Genomic DNA, 15,603 nt, shown 5'->3' on the forward strand with positions numbered 1-15,603 from the left:
ACTTTATTACAGATTCTGTCAGTTACTCTTTTCGAAAAAATGCCTTTACAACAAATAGTTCAGTATTCCAATTATGGTTTCAATATAACCGAAAATCAAAACCAGTTGAATCTATTCGATTCTTAACCGGACAGTAGTGATAATGAGACATTAGATACTTCCTCACTTGGCTGTCATGCAGTCGAAGAATACCATACAGCAAATGGACCTGCTGATTATGCATTGTTTGTACATGGCAAGTTGCTCGGTATTATCGAGGCAAAGAAAGTCGGGGTAGGCCCTCAGAATGTACTGGAACAAGCAAAGCGATACTCACGGGGCTCTTTTAAAGGACCGGGCAACTGGAACGGCTACCATGTGCCTTTTCTTTATTCAACAAACGGTGAACTGATTTATCACATAGACGTCCGCGATGAGCAAAACCTCTCCCGCCAGATTGCCAATTTTCACACAGCCGATGCGCTGACAGAATTATTCAACGATGATAAAGCCGGCAGCGCCGCGTGGCTTCAAGCTACTCCTAACAACATAGAGAGACTGCGTGATTATCAGAAAGACGCCATTGCGTCCATTGAGTTTGCAATGATCCAGGGGAAACGCACCATGCTGATCGCAATGGCAACCGGTACAGGCAAGACATATACGACAGTCGCGCAGATATATCGTCTCCTCGAATCAAAAGCAGCGAAACGCATCCTCTTTCTGGTTGACCGGCGTGCGCTCGCCGCACAGGCTGTCAGCGCCTTTGCAGCATTCAATACTCCAAAAGGGAATAAATTCATTCAGGAATACGAAGTCTTCAGCCAGCGATTTTACCGGGAGGATTTCGATGACGACAAACCGTTTGACCCCAAAGTTCTGCCCGGGGCTTATCTGACAGCCCCAAAACCCGCTCATACATTCGTTTACGTTTCTACGATACAGAGGATGTGCATCAATCTGTTCGGCTGGGAGAGCGCATTTCCTCAGGACGGCGGCGACCCCGACGATGAAAGCGATGCAGAAAAGATAGACATCCCTATTCATACCTTTGATGTAATCATTGCCGATGAATGTCACCGTGGTTATACCTCACGGGACACTGCAATCTGGCGCAACGTACTGGACTATTTTGATGCCGTAAAGATCGGCCTCACCGCCACCCCGGCGTCTCATACCCTCGCATATTTCAGGGATGTTGTCTTCCGATATACTACCGAACAGGCTATCCTTGACGGGTTCCTTGTAGATTATGATGCAATCCGTATTAACTCAAATGTTCGCATGAACGGAGCTTTCCTCAAAGAGGGCGAGCAGGTCGGTATAGTTGATACCAGTACCGGAAAGATTATTTAAGACGCCCTTGAGGATGAACGAGAGTTCGGCTCAGCAGACATCGAACAAAAGATCACATCGCCTGAGAGCAATCTTAAAATAATAACGGAGATAGCTGAATATGCTCGAAGGCACGAAGAAGAAACCGGACGCTTTCCAAAGACTCTCATTTTTGCCGTGAATGACCCGCCGTTTACTTCCCATGCAGACCAGCTTGTGAAGATATGCCGTGAGGTATTTGGAAAGGGAGACGATTTTGTCCAGAAGATCACCGGCAGCAAGAGTGTGGACCGACCTTTGCAGAAAATCCGCGAGTTCAGAAACAGGCCGAATCCCAAGGTCGTTGTTTCGGTTGATATGCTCACTACCGGAGTTGATATTCCGAGCCTCGAATTTATCGTATTTCTGCGCCCCGTCAAATCACGTATCCTCTGGGTGCAGATGCTCGGTCGCGGAACGCGAAGATGTGACGCGATCAATAAATTCAAATTTGTCATCTTTGACTGTTTCAACGGGACGTTGATCGAGTATTTCAGGGACACCACGGACTTCGAGGTGTCCCTTCAGAAGGAGGCGCTTTCCCTTCCGCAGGTAATCGAAAATATTTATCAGAACATCGACCGTAATTACCATATCAAGGTCCTCGTCAAACGCCTGCGCCGCATAGAGAAAGAAATGAGCGGCGAGGCAAGGGAAAAGTTTTCTGCTTATATCCCCGATGGCGATGTGGGCAGGTTTGCATCTGAATTGGCTGACAGAATAAATAAGGATTTCAATAACACGATGATGCTCCTGCGGGACAAGGATTTTCAGGACTTGTTGCAGAACTATCCAAGGCCGAAACGCTCTTTTATTATCGGTTACGATATCACGGATACAGTCAGTTCAGAGGTTATGATCCACAGGGGCTCTGAATATCAGAAGCCGGAGGATTATCTGGTTTCTTTTTCACGGTTCGTAAAGGAAAACCCGGAGCATATCGAAGCTATACGAATCTTGCTGGAAAAGCCAAGAGAATGGAAGACCGCTGTGCTGAACGAACTGGTCGATAAGCTGAAACAAAACAAGTTCCCTCCTGACGAACTCGAGAAGGCGCATAAGTATGTCTACAAGAAACCTCTCGTGGATATTATCTCCATGGTCAAACATGCGGCCAGGGAGCAGGAGCCGATACTGACCGCAGAAGAGCGTGTGAACAGGGCCATGAAGAAGGTTACGGACGGCAGGAGCTTTAATGATGAACAGCAGAAATGGCTCGGCCTTATCCGCGATCATCTGGTCAGGAATCTCACGATAGAAGAAGCCGATCTGGACTATGCGCCGATCTTTGAGCGGAACGGCGGGTTGGGAAAGGCAAGAAGGGTATTTGATAAAGAACTATCGTCGCTGCTAACTGAGATCAATGCGGCCATAGCAGCTTAGAAAGGATTTTCATGTCTGATATTGTTAACAAACTCTGGGGATTCTGTCACACGCTTCGTCATGACGGAATAGACTACGGCGATTACATAGAACAGCTTACTTATCTGCTGTTTCTCAAGATGGCTGATGAGCGGGATATCGAAGTCCCCAAAGGATGCGGCTGGGCAAGCCTCAAGGAACTATCGGGAACAAGCCTGACTGATCATTATTCCAAAATCCTTCGCAAGCTCCGGGAGGCACAAGGAATCCTTGGTGACATCTTTGCCCAGTCAATGCCGCGCTTCAATAATCCCGTGAACCTTAAACGCATCATCAATATGATCGACGAGGAACACTGGTCGGAGATGGATGTGGATGTGAAGGGCGCGGCCTTCGAGGGTTTGCTTGAAAAAGCAGCGAGCGAAGGAAAGAAAGGCGCGGGGCAGTACTTTACGCCTCGTGTTTTGATCCAGTCCATCGTCCGGGTCATGAAACCGGACCCGCGCGATGTGCGTGATTTCACGATCTGCGACCCAGCCTGCGGTACAGGAGGTTTTTTAGTCTGTGCTTATGAATGGTTGATAGAGCAGACTAAAGGGGCCTTTGACCGCAAAGATATCAAGCGGATAAAGTCCGCGACCTATTATGGTCAGGATTTAGTACCGCGTCCCAGAAGGCTTGCGCTCATGAATCTCTTCCTTCATGGGTTAGAGGCGAAGATTTATTTAGGCGATACGATTTATGAACCTAACAGAGGAGAGCTTTATAATTGCGTGCTGACCAATCCGCCCTTCGGCACCAAAGGCGCGAATCAGTCGCCCGTGCGGGACGACTTCACAATAGAGACAAGCAACAAGCAACTTAATTTCGTTCAACATGTAATGAATATTCTCAAACCCGGCGGCAGGGCCGCGATTGTTCTGCCTGACAATTGCCTCTTTGAAAATAAGGCGGGAGAGGTTTTTGAAATCCTTATGCAGGACTGCAACCTTCACACTGTCCTGCGCCTGCCGAGAGGCACGTTTACGCCTTACAGCCAGGGAGTGAAGGCAAATGTCATTTTTTTCCAGAAGGGGGTGCAGACTGAAAACGTCTGGATTTTTGATGCCCGCTCCAACGTTCCCGGGATTACAAAGAAAGACCGGCCGCTGGCTTCGAAGCATTTTGAGGAATTTGAGAAGTGCTACAGCAAAAACCCTAATGGTCAAAGTAAGCGGAAAGATTCAGGAGAGGGAGGCCGTTTCCGCAAGTTTCATGTAGATGAGATCAAAGAGCGAAACTTCAAGCTCGATATCACATGGCTCAAAGATGAATCGCTTGAAGACAGCGACGGGCTGCCCGATCCGCAGGACTTGGCCAGTGAAGCCATTACTGAGCTTGAGGCAATGGTTGATGACTTAAGGGATATTGTTTCACTGGTAGAAAAAGAAGAGGGTGTGGAGAAATGAGTGAGTTGCCGGAAGGGTGGGTGACAACACCACTTCAAACACTTGCAGCAAAGACGAAATATCCGATAGGAGACGGGGACCACGGTCAGATCAAGCCTGCCACGTACACTGACAAGGGGATTCCTTATATCCGTGTTGCTGACATGGGATGGGGAAAATTCGAGCCAAACGGATTGGTCTATATCCCAGAATCTGTCCACGAGAAAAATATAAAAAGCGAACTTCATCCAGGAGACATTCTGATTGCCAAGACTGGCGCGACTATTGGGAAGTGTTGCATTATTCCTGATACGATTCCGACAGCAAACACCACGTCATCTGTAGGCAAGGTGACAGTCAATCAAGATATCACGTCGCCTCAATGGATTCTTTACTATTTTCTCAGTCGCGAATTCAAGGAACAGATGTGGGCAGTAAGCGAGAAAACAGCACAGCCAGGCTTTAACATTGCTGACCTGAAGATGTTTAAAGTCCCCCTCGCTTCTTTGTCCGAGCAAAACCGAATTGTGACAAAACTGGATAAACTATTAGGCAAAGTGGACGCCTGCGAGAAGCGGCTGACAAAGATTCCGGTCATCCTCAAACGCTTCCGCCAATCCATCCTCGCCGCCGCATGCTCTGGAAGATTGACAGCGGAGTGGCGAGAAGACGATAGTTACGAAAATGACTTGCCTGCTGACTGGCAATGGATACCGCTCGAAGAACTACTTCCTCGTGGCGGTATATTTGACGGGCCGTTTGGCTCAAACCTGAAGTCGTCCGACTACACAGACTCGGGCGTCCGTGTGGTTCGGTTGGAGAATGTCGGGCACCTTAGGTTTATCGGAGAAAAGGAAAGTTTTGTTAGTCGCAAAAAATATGAGACACTTAAGAAGCACACGGTCGGAATAGGCGACATTATCTTTGCTTCGTTCATCTCCGAAGAAATTCGCGTCTGCCTGCTTCCAGTGCTGGCAACGAAAGCCATTGCCAAAGCAGATTGCTTCTGTTTACGACCCAAGGCGGAGGTAGTAGATCGGCAATACCTTACTTACCAGCTTGTCAGCAGGGAATCCTATGATAAGCTGGTTGAAGAAGTTCATGGTGCTACGCGTCCACGAATCAATACAACTCAACTCCGCAAGGTAGAGATCAGGATATGTCCGCTCCCCGAACAACAAGAAATCGTCCGCCGGGTGGAGGCGTTGTTTGCTCTGGCTGACCAGATCGAGGCCCGCTATACCAAGGCAAAAGCCTATGTGGACAAACTCACCCAGTCCATCCTTGCCAAAGCCTTTCGTGGTGAACTTGTCCCGCAGGATCCAAATGATGAACCTGCGTCAGTGCTGCTGGAAAAGATTAAGGCGGAGCGGGAGAAGAACGAAAAGACGAATGTTCGGTCTAAAAAAACCACTAAATGAAAACTGCTTTTTCTGATATAATAACCTCAAATTATTTCTTCGTTAAATGGGAACGATGAGCAACTATCCAATCTTATCCAAGGCTCCTATCACAGAAGCAGTTATCGACTTTCGCGTAAAAATACGAGAAGACTTGCGTCTTGAGCAGATTGAGTCAATATACAATGCGGTCTCCGGTCAATACCCGGATAAAAAAGAAAGATTTAAATGGGAAGGGAAACTGGAATTTAAGAAAGGCGCTCCTCTTCTCTCAAATGCTGCAGAAGCAATTGATGGGTATATGTTTTATTCTGCTGATCAGAAACAGATCCTCCAGACAAGACTGGATGGTTTCACATTTAGCAGATTGAAACCTTACGAAACGTGGGAAAGTTTCCGGGACGAAGCACACAGGTTGTGGCAAATCTACAGAGATGTCGTTTCTCCTGAAATTACAAGAGTAGCTTTACGATATATCAACAAAATAGAAATCCCCCTACCAATAAAAGACTTCGGCGATTATTTGACCGCAGCGCCAATCGTACCAGAAGAACTGCCGCAAGACGTCAGCAGTTTTCTGACACGTATTGTCATACATGAACAGGCAATTGATGCCGCAGCCATCATTACACAGGCCTTTGAGCAGATTGTTAATCCTAAGATTCTTCCTGTAATATTAGATATTGATGTATTCAGGCAAAAATCTGAAGGTATAAATGAAGATGATGCTTGGAGTACTATCGAACAATTACGCGATTTCAAGAATAATATATTCTTTAAAAGTATTACGCCGAAAGCAAAGGAGCTATTTCAATGAGTGTTGCAATACAATGTATTGACTGTCCAAGCTTTTTTGTTGGTCCAAGCAGTACTGGGTTCAGTGATGATTCAAGAAATCTGGTGACGAATCTTCTAAATCAATTCCGGGAAATCTGTGAACCATTAACCATTGGACGTCATTTAGAGGAAGCAATGGAGTCGCTTATTGAAGTTTACACAGAATGTACAGAAGCAAACTGGGACGGCTATGGCGCTGAGCCAGTGTCGAAAGATTCATTTTTTGAGGCATCTAAATTTATAAATTTAATACCATCTTCCTTCCCAATGCCTCAAATTACGGCTGAACCTTCCGGGGAGATAGGGTTAGAGTGGTATAAAGATAAAAAATTAATATTCGTCATAAGCCTTAGCGGGAAAAACATTGTTACCTATGCCGGGATATTTGGGAGCAACAAGACGCATGGCACAGAATATTTTGGGGACACGATCCCACCGGTCCTTATAGAAAATCTCAGACGTCTCTATCCATAAGATGAGGGGAAATGGATTTAGAACAGGTACTCCCTGAAGAAGACTTAACACGTTATATTCTTCATAAAAATCATTTCAGTGCTCTGCATAATAGAGTTAAATATGCAGCCTTCCTTCCCGCGCCTAACGGGGAGACTTCCGTATTTCGTATTTCAAATCTGTCTGATAATGAAATCTGGGAGACAGGTGACAAAGAAGTAGCGCAGAAACGCGGTATACCGCTGTTTGGACGGGCTGATATTTTAGCGTCTCAAATCCTTCGAAGACGATTGAGAATAGTGCCTGATGATAAACCACAGCGACATGCAAATATCATTGGATGGCCGGAGGAAAAGTCAGAGCAAAAACTAATTGCAATCGAATTGGCCTATAATGCTCGGCTGTACATAAAATGAAAAAGCTGAGAGACATTCCAGAACCGGATCGTCCGCGTGAAAAACTCCGTCAAAAAGGGGCGGAAGCTTTAACCGACCTTGAACTGATGGCTATTCTTCTGGGCAGCGGAACAAAGACGCATGATGTTATGATGGTTGCAGACCGAATTCTTAAAGCCCTGGATGGTAATAATGCAAAGCTGGATATAGAAGAATTGCAGAAGATTGACGGCGTAGGATTAGCAAAGGCAACTCTTATTGCAGCGGCCCTCGAATTTGCCCGCCGTCGCATTCGTCCTGAAGGATTAAGGATCTCTTTCCCTGCCGACGTACTTCCATTGATCCAGCATTATGCCGACCGCAAGCAGGAGCATTTTATAAGCATTTCAATAAATGGCGCTAATGAAGTGATCGCAAGTCGTGTGGTGTCTGTCGGGTTGGTTAATAAAACACAGGCACATCCACGAGAGGTATTTGCAGATTCAATTACAGACAGGGCGTCAGCAATCATCATTGCTCATAATCATCCATCCGGTGGATTGACGCCAAGTAAAGAAGACACCGAGATTACCAGACAACTGAAGTCCGCAGGCGAAACCCTCGGCATCCGCCTGCTCGATCATATAATCTTTAACCATAATGGATATTACAGTTTCCTTGAGAACGGAGAAATGTGAATAGTGACGTATGATGTATCAACAAGCCCTTTACGTTCCACTTAATGTCGATAGCAATTCTTTAATCCTCTTCTTCAAAACCGGATGCAATTTCTCCGGCGCGATCTCTGCAAGTGGCTTCAAAACAAATTCCCTCTCGCTGATATGAGGGTGAGGTATCTCTAATTCAGGCGTCTTCATTATCAGATCATCATAGAGCAGGATGTCGAGGTCTATGACACGGGGGCCCCAGCGTTTTGCCGGGCGTCTGCCGATCTCGACCTCTATCTTTTTTAAAACAGACAATAACTCGTCAGGCCCAAGATCGGTCTCAATCTCAACAGCCATATTGATGAACTTCGGCTGGTCTTCAACTCCCCACGGCTCTGTCTCTAAAAGCGAGGAGCGTTTTGTAACTTTGATGTTGTTTGCTTCGAGGAGCCTTATCGCCTTCCCGCAATTGTTTTCTCTGTTGCCGAGATTGGATCCGATGCCGATGTACGCTGTGGGCATATCCCCGGTATTTTATCACAAACTATTTTCTCCGCGTTTTTCTTTAATCTTCCTTTAATCGACCGTCTGGTAAAGTGAAGTCAAAGATTGGGCAAGAAGTTCAATCTTAATTTTATAAAAAGAAGGCGGTTGCCGGTTATGAGACACTCACTATTTTTTAGAAACGTTCAGCCTTTCCTCTTCAAGTTCATCCTGCTGATACTCATGACCCTGATAATAGACTTCATGCTGCATGAATCCGGACTGCTCTGGATCGGAAGGTATCTTGGCATCCCCGGCACTTTTCTTATCGCAGTCTCTTTTGCCTATTCAGCGAGAAAGAAAAAAATAATTACGCATGGCTCACCGGCCCTCTTCCTGAGACTGCATGAGTACCTGGCGTGGACGGGCGCCCTCATGATTCTCGTACACGGGGGAATTCATTTTAACGCTCTATTGGCATGGGCCGCTTTGATCGCAATGCTTGTCGCGGTAATAAGCGGCCTGGTCGGCAAATACCTTTTAAAGGAATCGAGAGAGACACTGACCGCTAAGAAAAACCTGCTCTTAAAGAACGGTATGAAAGAGGAAGAAGTTGAAAAGGAACTGTTCCTGGAGTCCTTGACCGTAAAGGCCATGACTAAATGGAGGTCCGTGCACAGGCCGATAACAATTGTCTTTGCGATCTTTACATGCCTGCACATTGTAACAATCATTTTTTTATGGAGGTGATTTATGATAAAAACAACTTTCATTGCAATAACACTGATACTGACTGTCCTGTTACTTTCAATATTTCCTAAGCAGATGCTCAGCCCCGGCGACCTTTTGAAAGGCCACCGGCACATGGACAATGATTGCCTGAAATGCCATGTCCTTTTAACCGGCAGCATGGGAGAAAAGTGCGTCTCGTGCCACAAGCTTTCCAGCATAGGAAAATTTCTGGTATCAGGTGCCGCGGTCAATGCGGACTCAAGACCCGGGAAGGCGCACTTTCACCAGCTTTTTTCAAACGAGTCATGTTCATCTTGCCATAGTGAACATACGGGGAGAAAGGTAGATGCCGCCCCGAAATTTTCTCACACATTACTGCCGGTCAAGAATATAGGGAATTGTTTAAGCTGCCACCAGAAACCTTCCGACGCGCCGCACCAGCGGTATGGTCAAAACTGCGGGCAGTGCCATAATACAACCGGCAACTGGCGCGCGGCAAAGGTCGCTCACGACTACTTCCGCTTTGACAAAAATCACACGCCTGACTGCCTGAAGTGTCATCCGTCAAACAACAACTATAAGGAATTTACCTGTTACGGCTGCCATGACCATACGCCTGAAAAGGTCCGGCAGGCGCATCAGCAAAAGGGCATTTTAAGTTATAAAAATTGCACGGTCTGCCATCCAAGCGGCGACGGAAAAGATGCTGAACGCATCTTGATGCTGGTGAAAAACCAGCATGTCACTGAGAGTGGCTCACAAGGGGATGGTTACAGGCAGCTTGCAAGTTACAAAAATATCGCCCCTGCTGTGATAAGGGACAACAGCATAAGCAACTGCCTGTCATGCCACCAAAGGCCGTTTGACACCTTGCACCAGAACAACCAAAGCTGCAATCAGTGCCACTCCACAAACAGTTGGCGCACCGCGAGGATCGACCACGCGCAGTTTTTCCGTTTTGACAGAAACCATAATTCCGACTGCAAGACATGTCACCAGAGCGGTAACTACAAAGAATATACATGCTACGGCTGTCATGAACATTCGCCGTCAAAGATCCAGCGGAAACATCAGAAAGAAGGCCTGTTCAGTTATCAAAATTGTTCGGCCTGTCATCCAAGCGGCAATGAAGACGATGCCAGGCGCACGGCAAGGTCAATAAGAGATCAGCATGGTATGGAAAGCAGCTTCAGCGGCGGGGCTTATAACCCGTCAGAAGGCTACGGGCAAGCCGGATATAATTACATCGAAGCCCGTGATAACCAATATGGCGGTTACGATAAACGTCAAAAACATCAGAAGGATGATGAGGAAGAGGATGATGACTGAGTTTAAATTGCCTTCCCTATCCTCTGCACAGCTTCTTTCATTCTCTTTGCCGGAACTGTCAGCGCAAAGCGGATGTAGCCTTCTCCCGGCGCGCCAAAACCGTTGCCGGGAGTGCCAAGCACTCCGGCGTTTTCAAGGAGATGAGCAACGAAGCTGGATGAATTGAAACCCTTCGGCACTTTTGCCCAGAGGTAAAAAGTCGCGCGCGGTTTCTGGACTTTCAGGCCGATGTTCTTTAAGCCGTTGTACAGGACATCTCTTCTTTCCTGGTAGGTGTCCCTTATTTTTTTGAGGACGGCATCGCCGGTATTCAGCGCCTCAATTCCGGCCTCCTGCACTGCCTGAAAGATACCGGAGTCGAGATTAGTCTTTATCTTTCCAAGCCCCGCTAACGCGTTTGCGTTTCCCGCTGCAAAGCCGATCCTCCATCCCGTCATGTTGTATGTCTTTGAGAGCGAGTGGAACTCGATGCCCACGTCTTTGGCCCCGGGCATTTGAAGAAAGCTCATGGGTTTTTTGCCGTCATAATAAACCTCGGAATACGCGGCATCATGGCATACAAGAATATTGTTCTTTGCTGCAAACCCGATCACGTTATTATAAAAATTCCTGTCCGCAACGGCAGACGTAGGATTATTGGGATAGTTGATAAACATGAGCTTTGCCTTTTTCAGGACATCCCGGGGAATTGCCTTTAAGTCAGGAAGATATTTGTTCTTCTCGATCAGCGGCATGATGTGGCTCTTTCCGCCCGCAAAGAGCGTGGCAACGGGGTAGACAGGATATCCCGGAGACGGCACAAGCACAAAGTCGCCGGGATTTATAAACGCAAGGGGTATGTGCCCGATGCCTTCTTTTGAGCCGATGAGCGAAAGGACCTCGGTCTTCGGATCAAGCTTCACGTTAAATCTCCTCTTGTACCAGTCCGCCACCGCCTGCCTGAAAGAAAGCATTCCTTCATACGACGGATAACGGTGGTGCGCGGGATTTTCAACGGCCTTCTTCATCCTCTGAACAATGTTTTTCGGGGTCGGGATGTCAGGGTCGCCGATGCTTAGATCTATTACGTCAATGCCCTTTTTCAGGGCCTCCTGCTTCATCTTGTCAATCGCCGCAAAGAGATAGGGCGGCAGGCCCTTTACCCTTCTGGCAAGGTCAATGGAAATTTTTTTATGCAATTTATTCCTCCTGAAAGTTTTGTAAACTAAAAAAGTCCTCTATTATACGGAGTTTGACGGAATTATTTCAAAACCTGTTCAATCAATGTATAATTTAATCTTATAAAAAACATACTGGAGGAAGATATGAAACATTTAACGAAATACATTTTACTATTATTGTGCGGGTTGATTATAGCCTGCGCGCAAAAAAGTGAGATGCGCAGCGGGCCGGTTGAATATAAATCGGACAACGTAACATTGAAAGGATATCTTGCCGTTGATAATAAATTCAAAGGGAAGAGGCCCGGCATACTCGTTGTGCATGAATGGTGGGGGGCCGGCGATTTCGTACGCGACAGGGCGAAGAAGCTTGCGGAGCTTGGCTATACAGCCCTTGCCGTTGACATGTACGGAGACGGTAAACAGGCAACCACGCAGGAAGAGGCGGCGGGATACGCAAAAGGGATTTCTTCTGATCCTGAGCTCAGGAAGGCGCGGTTTCTGGCGGCGCTGAATTTATTGAAACAGCAGGAGACCGTGGACCCTGACCGCATTGCTGCAATCGGATATAGTTTCGGAGGCAATGTTGTGCTGGAAATGGCCCGCGCGGGTGTCGATCTCAAAGGCGCTGTCACTTTTTATGGAGGCCTGTCAACCAACAATCCGGCCCAGCCAGGAGTTATAAAGGCAAAAATATTAGTGTGCCAGGGGGACAAGGATTGGTATGTACCGGCCCTCTATGTCACTGAATTTGATCAGGAGATGAAAAAGGCAAATGTTGATTACAAACTCATTACGTATCCAGGCGCCGAGCACGGTTTCTCCAATCCTGATTCCACGTCAATTGAGCAAAAGTTTAAGATGAAGGTTGCATACAATGCCGAGGCCGATAAAAAGTCATGGGCCGACATGCAGGAATTTTTCAAAACGATTTTCAAAAAATAACCACAGAGACACAGAGTCACGGAGGAAATAAAAATTGTTTTTGTTATACATTTCCTCTGTGTCTCAGTGACAGTGATATGTAATGCGGGATAGTTTATTTTGATACGGAAAGCACGCCTGCTAATTCCTTTGCAAAGTCCGATAGCGTTTCATCGCGCGCGCCGAAGATGATATATGCCTTGTATTCATGAGACCTCTTTAAAATATCTTCCCTGTGCTCGATAACTTCAACAGACTTTCCCGCAGCGCTTATCTCCTCCGCGAGGTCGCGGCTTGATATGTCTTTGCCTGCTGTGCCTCCGGCGTAGTAAATCGGCAGGAGCATGAGGTGGTCCCGGTCGCGCAGGTTTTGTATGAAGGCTTCTATGTATTCATTTTTCATGAGCCGCGTAGGGCCAAACCCGTGCGGCTGGAATATGTAGCAGATATTCTCTTTCAGTTGCCTTACTGTCTTCATCATGGACGAGATCTTATGCGGATTGTGGGCGTAATCGTCAATGACAAGCCTTTCACCGTCATTCAGGTGAACGTCGAATCTTCTCTCTATCCCTTGGAACTCATGGAGAACTTTGGCAATAGCATTCAAAGACACCCCTGTCTCCGAAAGCAAAGCAATACATGAAAGCGCGTTGTAGAGGTTGTATTCTCCGGGTAGTGAAAGAATGAATCTCGTTTCATGAACTGAGAACTCCGTGATGAACGGTTTGTAGCTTATTTTTTCTGCCCTGAAATCAGATGGGCTATGGATGGAAAAGGTGATCATGTTTTTATCAGCTATTCCAACGAGGTTTGTGTCATCAGCGTTGAGGACAATCTTGTCCTTTGTATTTTTTGCGAGTGTCATGAACATCTTCGCGGTCTCATTGACTGCGTGATGGTCGAGGGCGAGGTTTAAGATAATGGAGTGCTGCTGCCTGTAATTTACGATAGTGCCGTCCGATTCACAAGCCTCTATAACGAGATATTTGGAATTCCCCGTGAGCGAATTGCCGGGATTGGAGAAAGATTTAAACTGTTTCACCCTTCCGCCGCCGATGAAATTAGGCTTAAGCCCGAGCTTCTGCATCAGAAATGCAAGCAGCCCGGACGTGGTTGATTTTCCGCTTGTCCCCGCAACGGCGATCGTGCTGAATGAGGCGGTGATCTCGGCAAGATATTCGGGACGTGTCTTTACCGGGATTCCAAGCGACCGGGCCTTTATGACTTCGGGCTTGTCAGGCTCCACCGCCGTGCTGAAGACCGTAAGATCAAATGTAGCATCTATTCCATTCCCGTCCTGGGGCACGATGTTAATACCTCTTGACTGAAATGTTTTTTTCAGCGGATGCAGAGGGTCCATATCAAAGGCCCTGTCAGAGCCGACAATGATATGCCCCTTGTCTGCCATGAAACAGGCTATGGCAGACATTCCGCTGCCTGCGATCCCGGAGAAAAATATTTTCGATGGCTTGAGGCGCATTGTCGCGGTATTTTAACATTTATAAAAAAATGTAGAGACGCCATTAATGGCGTCTCTACATGATCTGAAGATTTATTTTCTAAGGTTCTTTACCTGTTGACTGGAGACACGGGGGGACAAGCGGTAGTAGGTCTCAAATAGTTCTTCATAATATTGCTGGCCATTTCATAGAAATTAATGCTTGCCAGACTGTCGCGCCTCTTGGCCAGAAAATCCGCCATATTGTTTATTGACATGCCCAGCACATTGTCGTATTGCACGACCCCGAGATCTTCCATATTAAGGGCAAGGTAATTCTTTGCGACCGACTTGACGATATTGCCGACATTTCTTTCTTTTGCGTCCCTTACCATGTTTACGATCAATTTTATTTTTATGTTGTCAATGCACTGGAGCATTTTCTCCTGGTACTCTTCTCCCAGGGCCTTAAATGAATCGTAGAGCTTGGATATGGAATCAATTGCCTCGCCCTGGACTGAATTGCCGGCCCGTTTAATGAGCTCAGCGGCATTCTCGTCTTTGCCGAAGGTCTCGTTCAACTGGCGGTAAAGGCTTGCCTTGATAAAGCCGTACGCATTCTGTATTGAGGTTATCTGCGGGGTAAGCACAACTATTTTGTTCGGGGCATAAAGGAAAAAATCCACTGTAGTAAAAGACGTACCAGCACCGAGGTCCAGAAGGATCAGGTCCGCATCGAGCCTCTTTAAGTGATTGAAGAGCTTTGTCTTCTGCGTATATTTAGGATTGGCCATTCCCAGTATATCGTCAGCGCCGCAGATTATTCTCAGGTTTTCCACAGGCGTTTCCATTACCACTTCATCAATCGTCTCCACTCTCTTATTGATGAAATCCGCCAGGGTATTTTTAGGGTACCGTATGCCGACGAGAGTGTGCAGATTGCTGCCGCCGAGGTCCGCATCTACAAGTATGACCTTGTTGCCAAGCCTTGCCAGCGAGGTCCCAAGCAGCAGGGTGACGATGCTCTTTCCGACGCCACCCTTGCCTCCGCCGACTGCCCAGAATTTATTTTTTATTTCATCCATATAATAATCCCCCGCTTATTTTTCGTACTGCTCCCAGAGATTCCACATCATGTTGTGGTCCTTGTTTCTCATTCCGATCAATTTCTCGATGGCCTCCATCTGCCAATTCTCAACGTCCTGGAATTCGATCCCCAGCTTGATGGAAAAGCTCCGGGGGTCAATCTTTTTTATCCAGCGGATCAGGGCCAAAATACTCGCCTTGCCTCCGTGAGGAATGCTGAAAGTGATCTTGATTTTTGCGTTATTCAGGTCTTTCAGGCTGAGCCTGCCGTATTTATCTTCAAACTGCATGCAGGCGCCGCTTAAAGAAATATCTTTTAACTCTCCGTTGTAAGACACGTGTTCGGTGCTTTGTGAAAACAGCTTGAATTCGACCGGATAGGTAAAGACAGCGCGCGGGAATTTTCTTCTGTCCGCAAGGTCGTCTTCACTCGCATTATCATCCTCTTCCTGTTCCGTTAATTCTTCTACACGCGGAGATATGTTATGAGAATGGAGCTTTTCTATTGTTAGATCGATGATATCCCCATCAAGTGAAGATGTTTTTTCCGGCTTCTCTTCCTGCATATCAATATATA

The 15,603-nt window shown here is 46.8% G+C and carries 14 protein-coding genes and 1 pseudogene; 10 read left to right on the plus strand and 5 right to left on the minus strand.

Annotation, left to right across the window (positions count from 1 at the left end; all coding sequences use genetic code 11):
• Positions 1-240: 240 nt before the first annotated feature.
• The 7 genes and pseudogenes from HZB61_05895 to radC all read left to right on the plus strand — a co-directional run bounded on the left by HZB61_05895 (position 241) and on the right by radC (position 7,904).
• A pseudogene (locus HZB61_05895) lies at positions 241-2,736 on the plus strand (DEAD/DEAH box helicase family protein).
• 11 nt (positions 2,737-2,747) lie between these two features.
• Complete coding sequence (locus tag HZB61_05900; GenBank protein MBI5056128.1) at positions 2,748-4,163, plus strand: N-6 DNA methylase; 1,416 nt, start codon at positions 2,748-2,750, stop codon at positions 4,161-4,163.
• Entirely contained in the window at positions 4,160-5,563 is a 1,404-nt protein-coding gene (locus tag HZB61_05905) for a restriction endonuclease subunit S (GenBank protein ID MBI5056129.1), read from the plus strand. Before HZB61_05900 ends, HZB61_05905 begins: the two co-directional genes overlap by 4 nt.
• A gap of 55 nt (positions 5,564-5,618) precedes the next feature.
• Positions 5,619-6,359: a TIGR04255 family protein gene (locus HZB61_05910; protein ID MBI5056130.1), complete on the plus strand. Its 741-nt coding sequence runs from the start codon at positions 5,619-5,621 to the stop codon at positions 6,357-6,359.
• Complete coding sequence (locus tag HZB61_05915) at positions 6,356-6,853, plus strand: hypothetical protein (protein ID MBI5056131.1); 498 nt, start codon at positions 6,356-6,358, stop codon at positions 6,851-6,853. Before HZB61_05910 ends, HZB61_05915 begins: the two co-directional genes overlap by 4 nt.
• A gap of 11 nt (positions 6,854-6,864) precedes the next feature.
• Entirely contained in the window at positions 6,865-7,248 is a 384-nt protein-coding gene (locus HZB61_05920) for a hypothetical protein (protein ID MBI5056132.1), read from the plus strand.
• A complete protein-coding gene (radC, locus tag HZB61_05925) occupies positions 7,245-7,904 on the plus strand; it encodes a DNA repair protein RadC (GenBank protein ID MBI5056133.1) in 660 nt (219 codons plus the stop codon). The genes HZB61_05920 and radC overlap by 4 nt, the downstream gene beginning before the upstream one ends.
• A gap of 30 nt (positions 7,905-7,934) precedes the next feature.
• Here radC and folK read toward each other — a convergent pair whose 3' ends face one another.
• A complete protein-coding gene (gene folK, locus HZB61_05930) occupies positions 7,935-8,396 on the minus strand; it encodes a 2-amino-4-hydroxy-6-hydroxymethyldihydropteridine diphosphokinase (protein MBI5056134.1) in 462 nt (153 codons plus the stop codon).
• Positions 8,397-8,534: 138 nt separating this feature from the next.
• On the opposite strand from folK, the gene HZB61_05935 reads away from it, so the two are divergent.
• Positions 8,535-9,107, plus strand: coding sequence for a hypothetical protein (locus tag HZB61_05935; protein ID MBI5056135.1), 573 nt, complete (start codon positions 8,535-8,537; stop codon positions 9,105-9,107).
• A 3-nt stretch (positions 9,108-9,110) separates the two neighbouring features.
• Positions 9,111-10,418, plus strand: coding sequence for a hypothetical protein (locus HZB61_05940; GenBank protein ID MBI5056136.1), 1,308 nt, complete (start codon positions 9,111-9,113; stop codon positions 10,416-10,418).
• Between the two features lie 2 nt (positions 10,419-10,420).
• On the opposite strand, the gene HZB61_05945 is transcribed toward HZB61_05940, so the two are convergent.
• A complete protein-coding gene (locus HZB61_05945; GenBank protein MBI5056137.1) occupies positions 10,421-11,584 on the minus strand; it encodes an LL-diaminopimelate aminotransferase in 1,164 nt (387 codons plus the stop codon).
• Positions 11,585-11,722: 138 nt separating this feature from the next.
• On the opposite strand from HZB61_05945, the gene HZB61_05950 reads away from it, so the two are divergent.
• On the plus strand, positions 11,723-12,523 hold the full coding sequence (locus tag HZB61_05950; protein MBI5056138.1) for a dienelactone hydrolase family protein: 801 nt from the start codon (positions 11,723-11,725) through the stop codon (positions 12,521-12,523).
• 94 nt (positions 12,524-12,617) lie between these two features.
• Here HZB61_05950 and HZB61_05955 read toward each other — a convergent pair whose 3' ends face one another.
• The 3 genes from HZB61_05955 to HZB61_05965 all read right to left on the minus strand — a co-directional run bounded on the left by HZB61_05955 (position 12,618) and on the right by HZB61_05965 (position 15,592).
• The gene (locus HZB61_05955) at positions 12,618-13,931 is read right to left on the minus strand and encodes a hypothetical protein (protein ID MBI5056139.1); all 1,314 of its coding nucleotides are present in this window, start codon (positions 13,929-13,931) and stop codon (positions 12,618-12,620) included.
• A gap of 140 nt (positions 13,932-14,071) precedes the next feature.
• On the minus strand, positions 14,072-15,025 hold the full coding sequence (locus tag HZB61_05960; GenBank protein ID MBI5056140.1) for a P-loop NTPase: 954 nt from the start codon (positions 15,023-15,025) through the stop codon (positions 14,072-14,074).
• 15 nt (positions 15,026-15,040) lie between these two features.
• The gene (locus HZB61_05965; protein ID MBI5056141.1) at positions 15,041-15,592 is read right to left on the minus strand and encodes a PilZ domain-containing protein; all 552 of its coding nucleotides are present in this window, start codon (positions 15,590-15,592) and stop codon (positions 15,041-15,043) included.
• Between the last annotated feature and the right edge of the window lie 11 nt (positions 15,593-15,603).

This window comes from Nitrospirota bacterium (assembly GCA_016214845.1).
Classification (GTDB): Bacteria; Nitrospirota; Thermodesulfovibrionia; order UBA6902; family UBA6902; genus SURF-23.

Excerpts from the sequence above, each read along its gene's own strand:
- HZB61_05900 (MBI5056128.1), top strand. The coding sequence starts at position 2,748 with ATGTCTGATATTGTTAACAAACTCTGGGGATTCTGTCACACGCTTCGT.
- HZB61_05905 (MBI5056129.1), top strand. The coding sequence starts at position 4,160 with ATGAGTGAGTTGCCGGAAGGGTGGGTGACAACACCACTTCAAACACTT.
- HZB61_05910 (MBI5056130.1), top strand. The coding sequence starts at position 5,619 with ATGAGCAACTATCCAATCTTATCCAAGGCTCCTATCACAGAAGCAGTT.
- HZB61_05915 (MBI5056131.1), top strand. The coding sequence starts at position 6,356 with ATGAGTGTTGCAATACAATGTATTGACTGTCCAAGCTTTTTTGTTGGT.
- HZB61_05920 (MBI5056132.1), top strand. The coding sequence starts at position 6,865 with ATGGATTTAGAACAGGTACTCCCTGAAGAAGACTTAACACGTTATATT.
- radC (MBI5056133.1), top strand. The coding sequence starts at position 7,245 with ATGAAAAAGCTGAGAGACATTCCAGAACCGGATCGTCCGCGTGAAAAA.
- folK (MBI5056134.1), bottom strand. The coding sequence starts at position 8,396 with ATGCCCACAGCGTACATCGGCATCGGATCCAATCTCGGCAACAGAGAA.
- HZB61_05935 (MBI5056135.1), top strand. The coding sequence starts at position 8,535 with ATGAGACACTCACTATTTTTTAGAAACGTTCAGCCTTTCCTCTTCAAG.
- HZB61_05940 (MBI5056136.1), top strand. The coding sequence starts at position 9,111 with ATGATAAAAACAACTTTCATTGCAATAACACTGATACTGACTGTCCTG.
- HZB61_05950 (MBI5056138.1), top strand. The coding sequence starts at position 11,723 with ATGAAACATTTAACGAAATACATTTTACTATTATTGTGCGGGTTGATT.
- HZB61_05955 (MBI5056139.1), bottom strand. The coding sequence starts at position 13,931 with ATGTCTGCCATAGCCTGTTTCATGGCAGACAAGGGGCATATCATTGTC.
- HZB61_05960 (MBI5056140.1), bottom strand. The coding sequence starts at position 15,025 with ATGGATGAAATAAAAAATAAATTCTGGGCAGTCGGCGGAGGCAAGGGT.
- HZB61_05965 (MBI5056141.1), bottom strand. The coding sequence starts at position 15,592 with ATGCAGGAAGAGAAGCCGGAAAAAACATCTTCACTTGATGGGGATATC.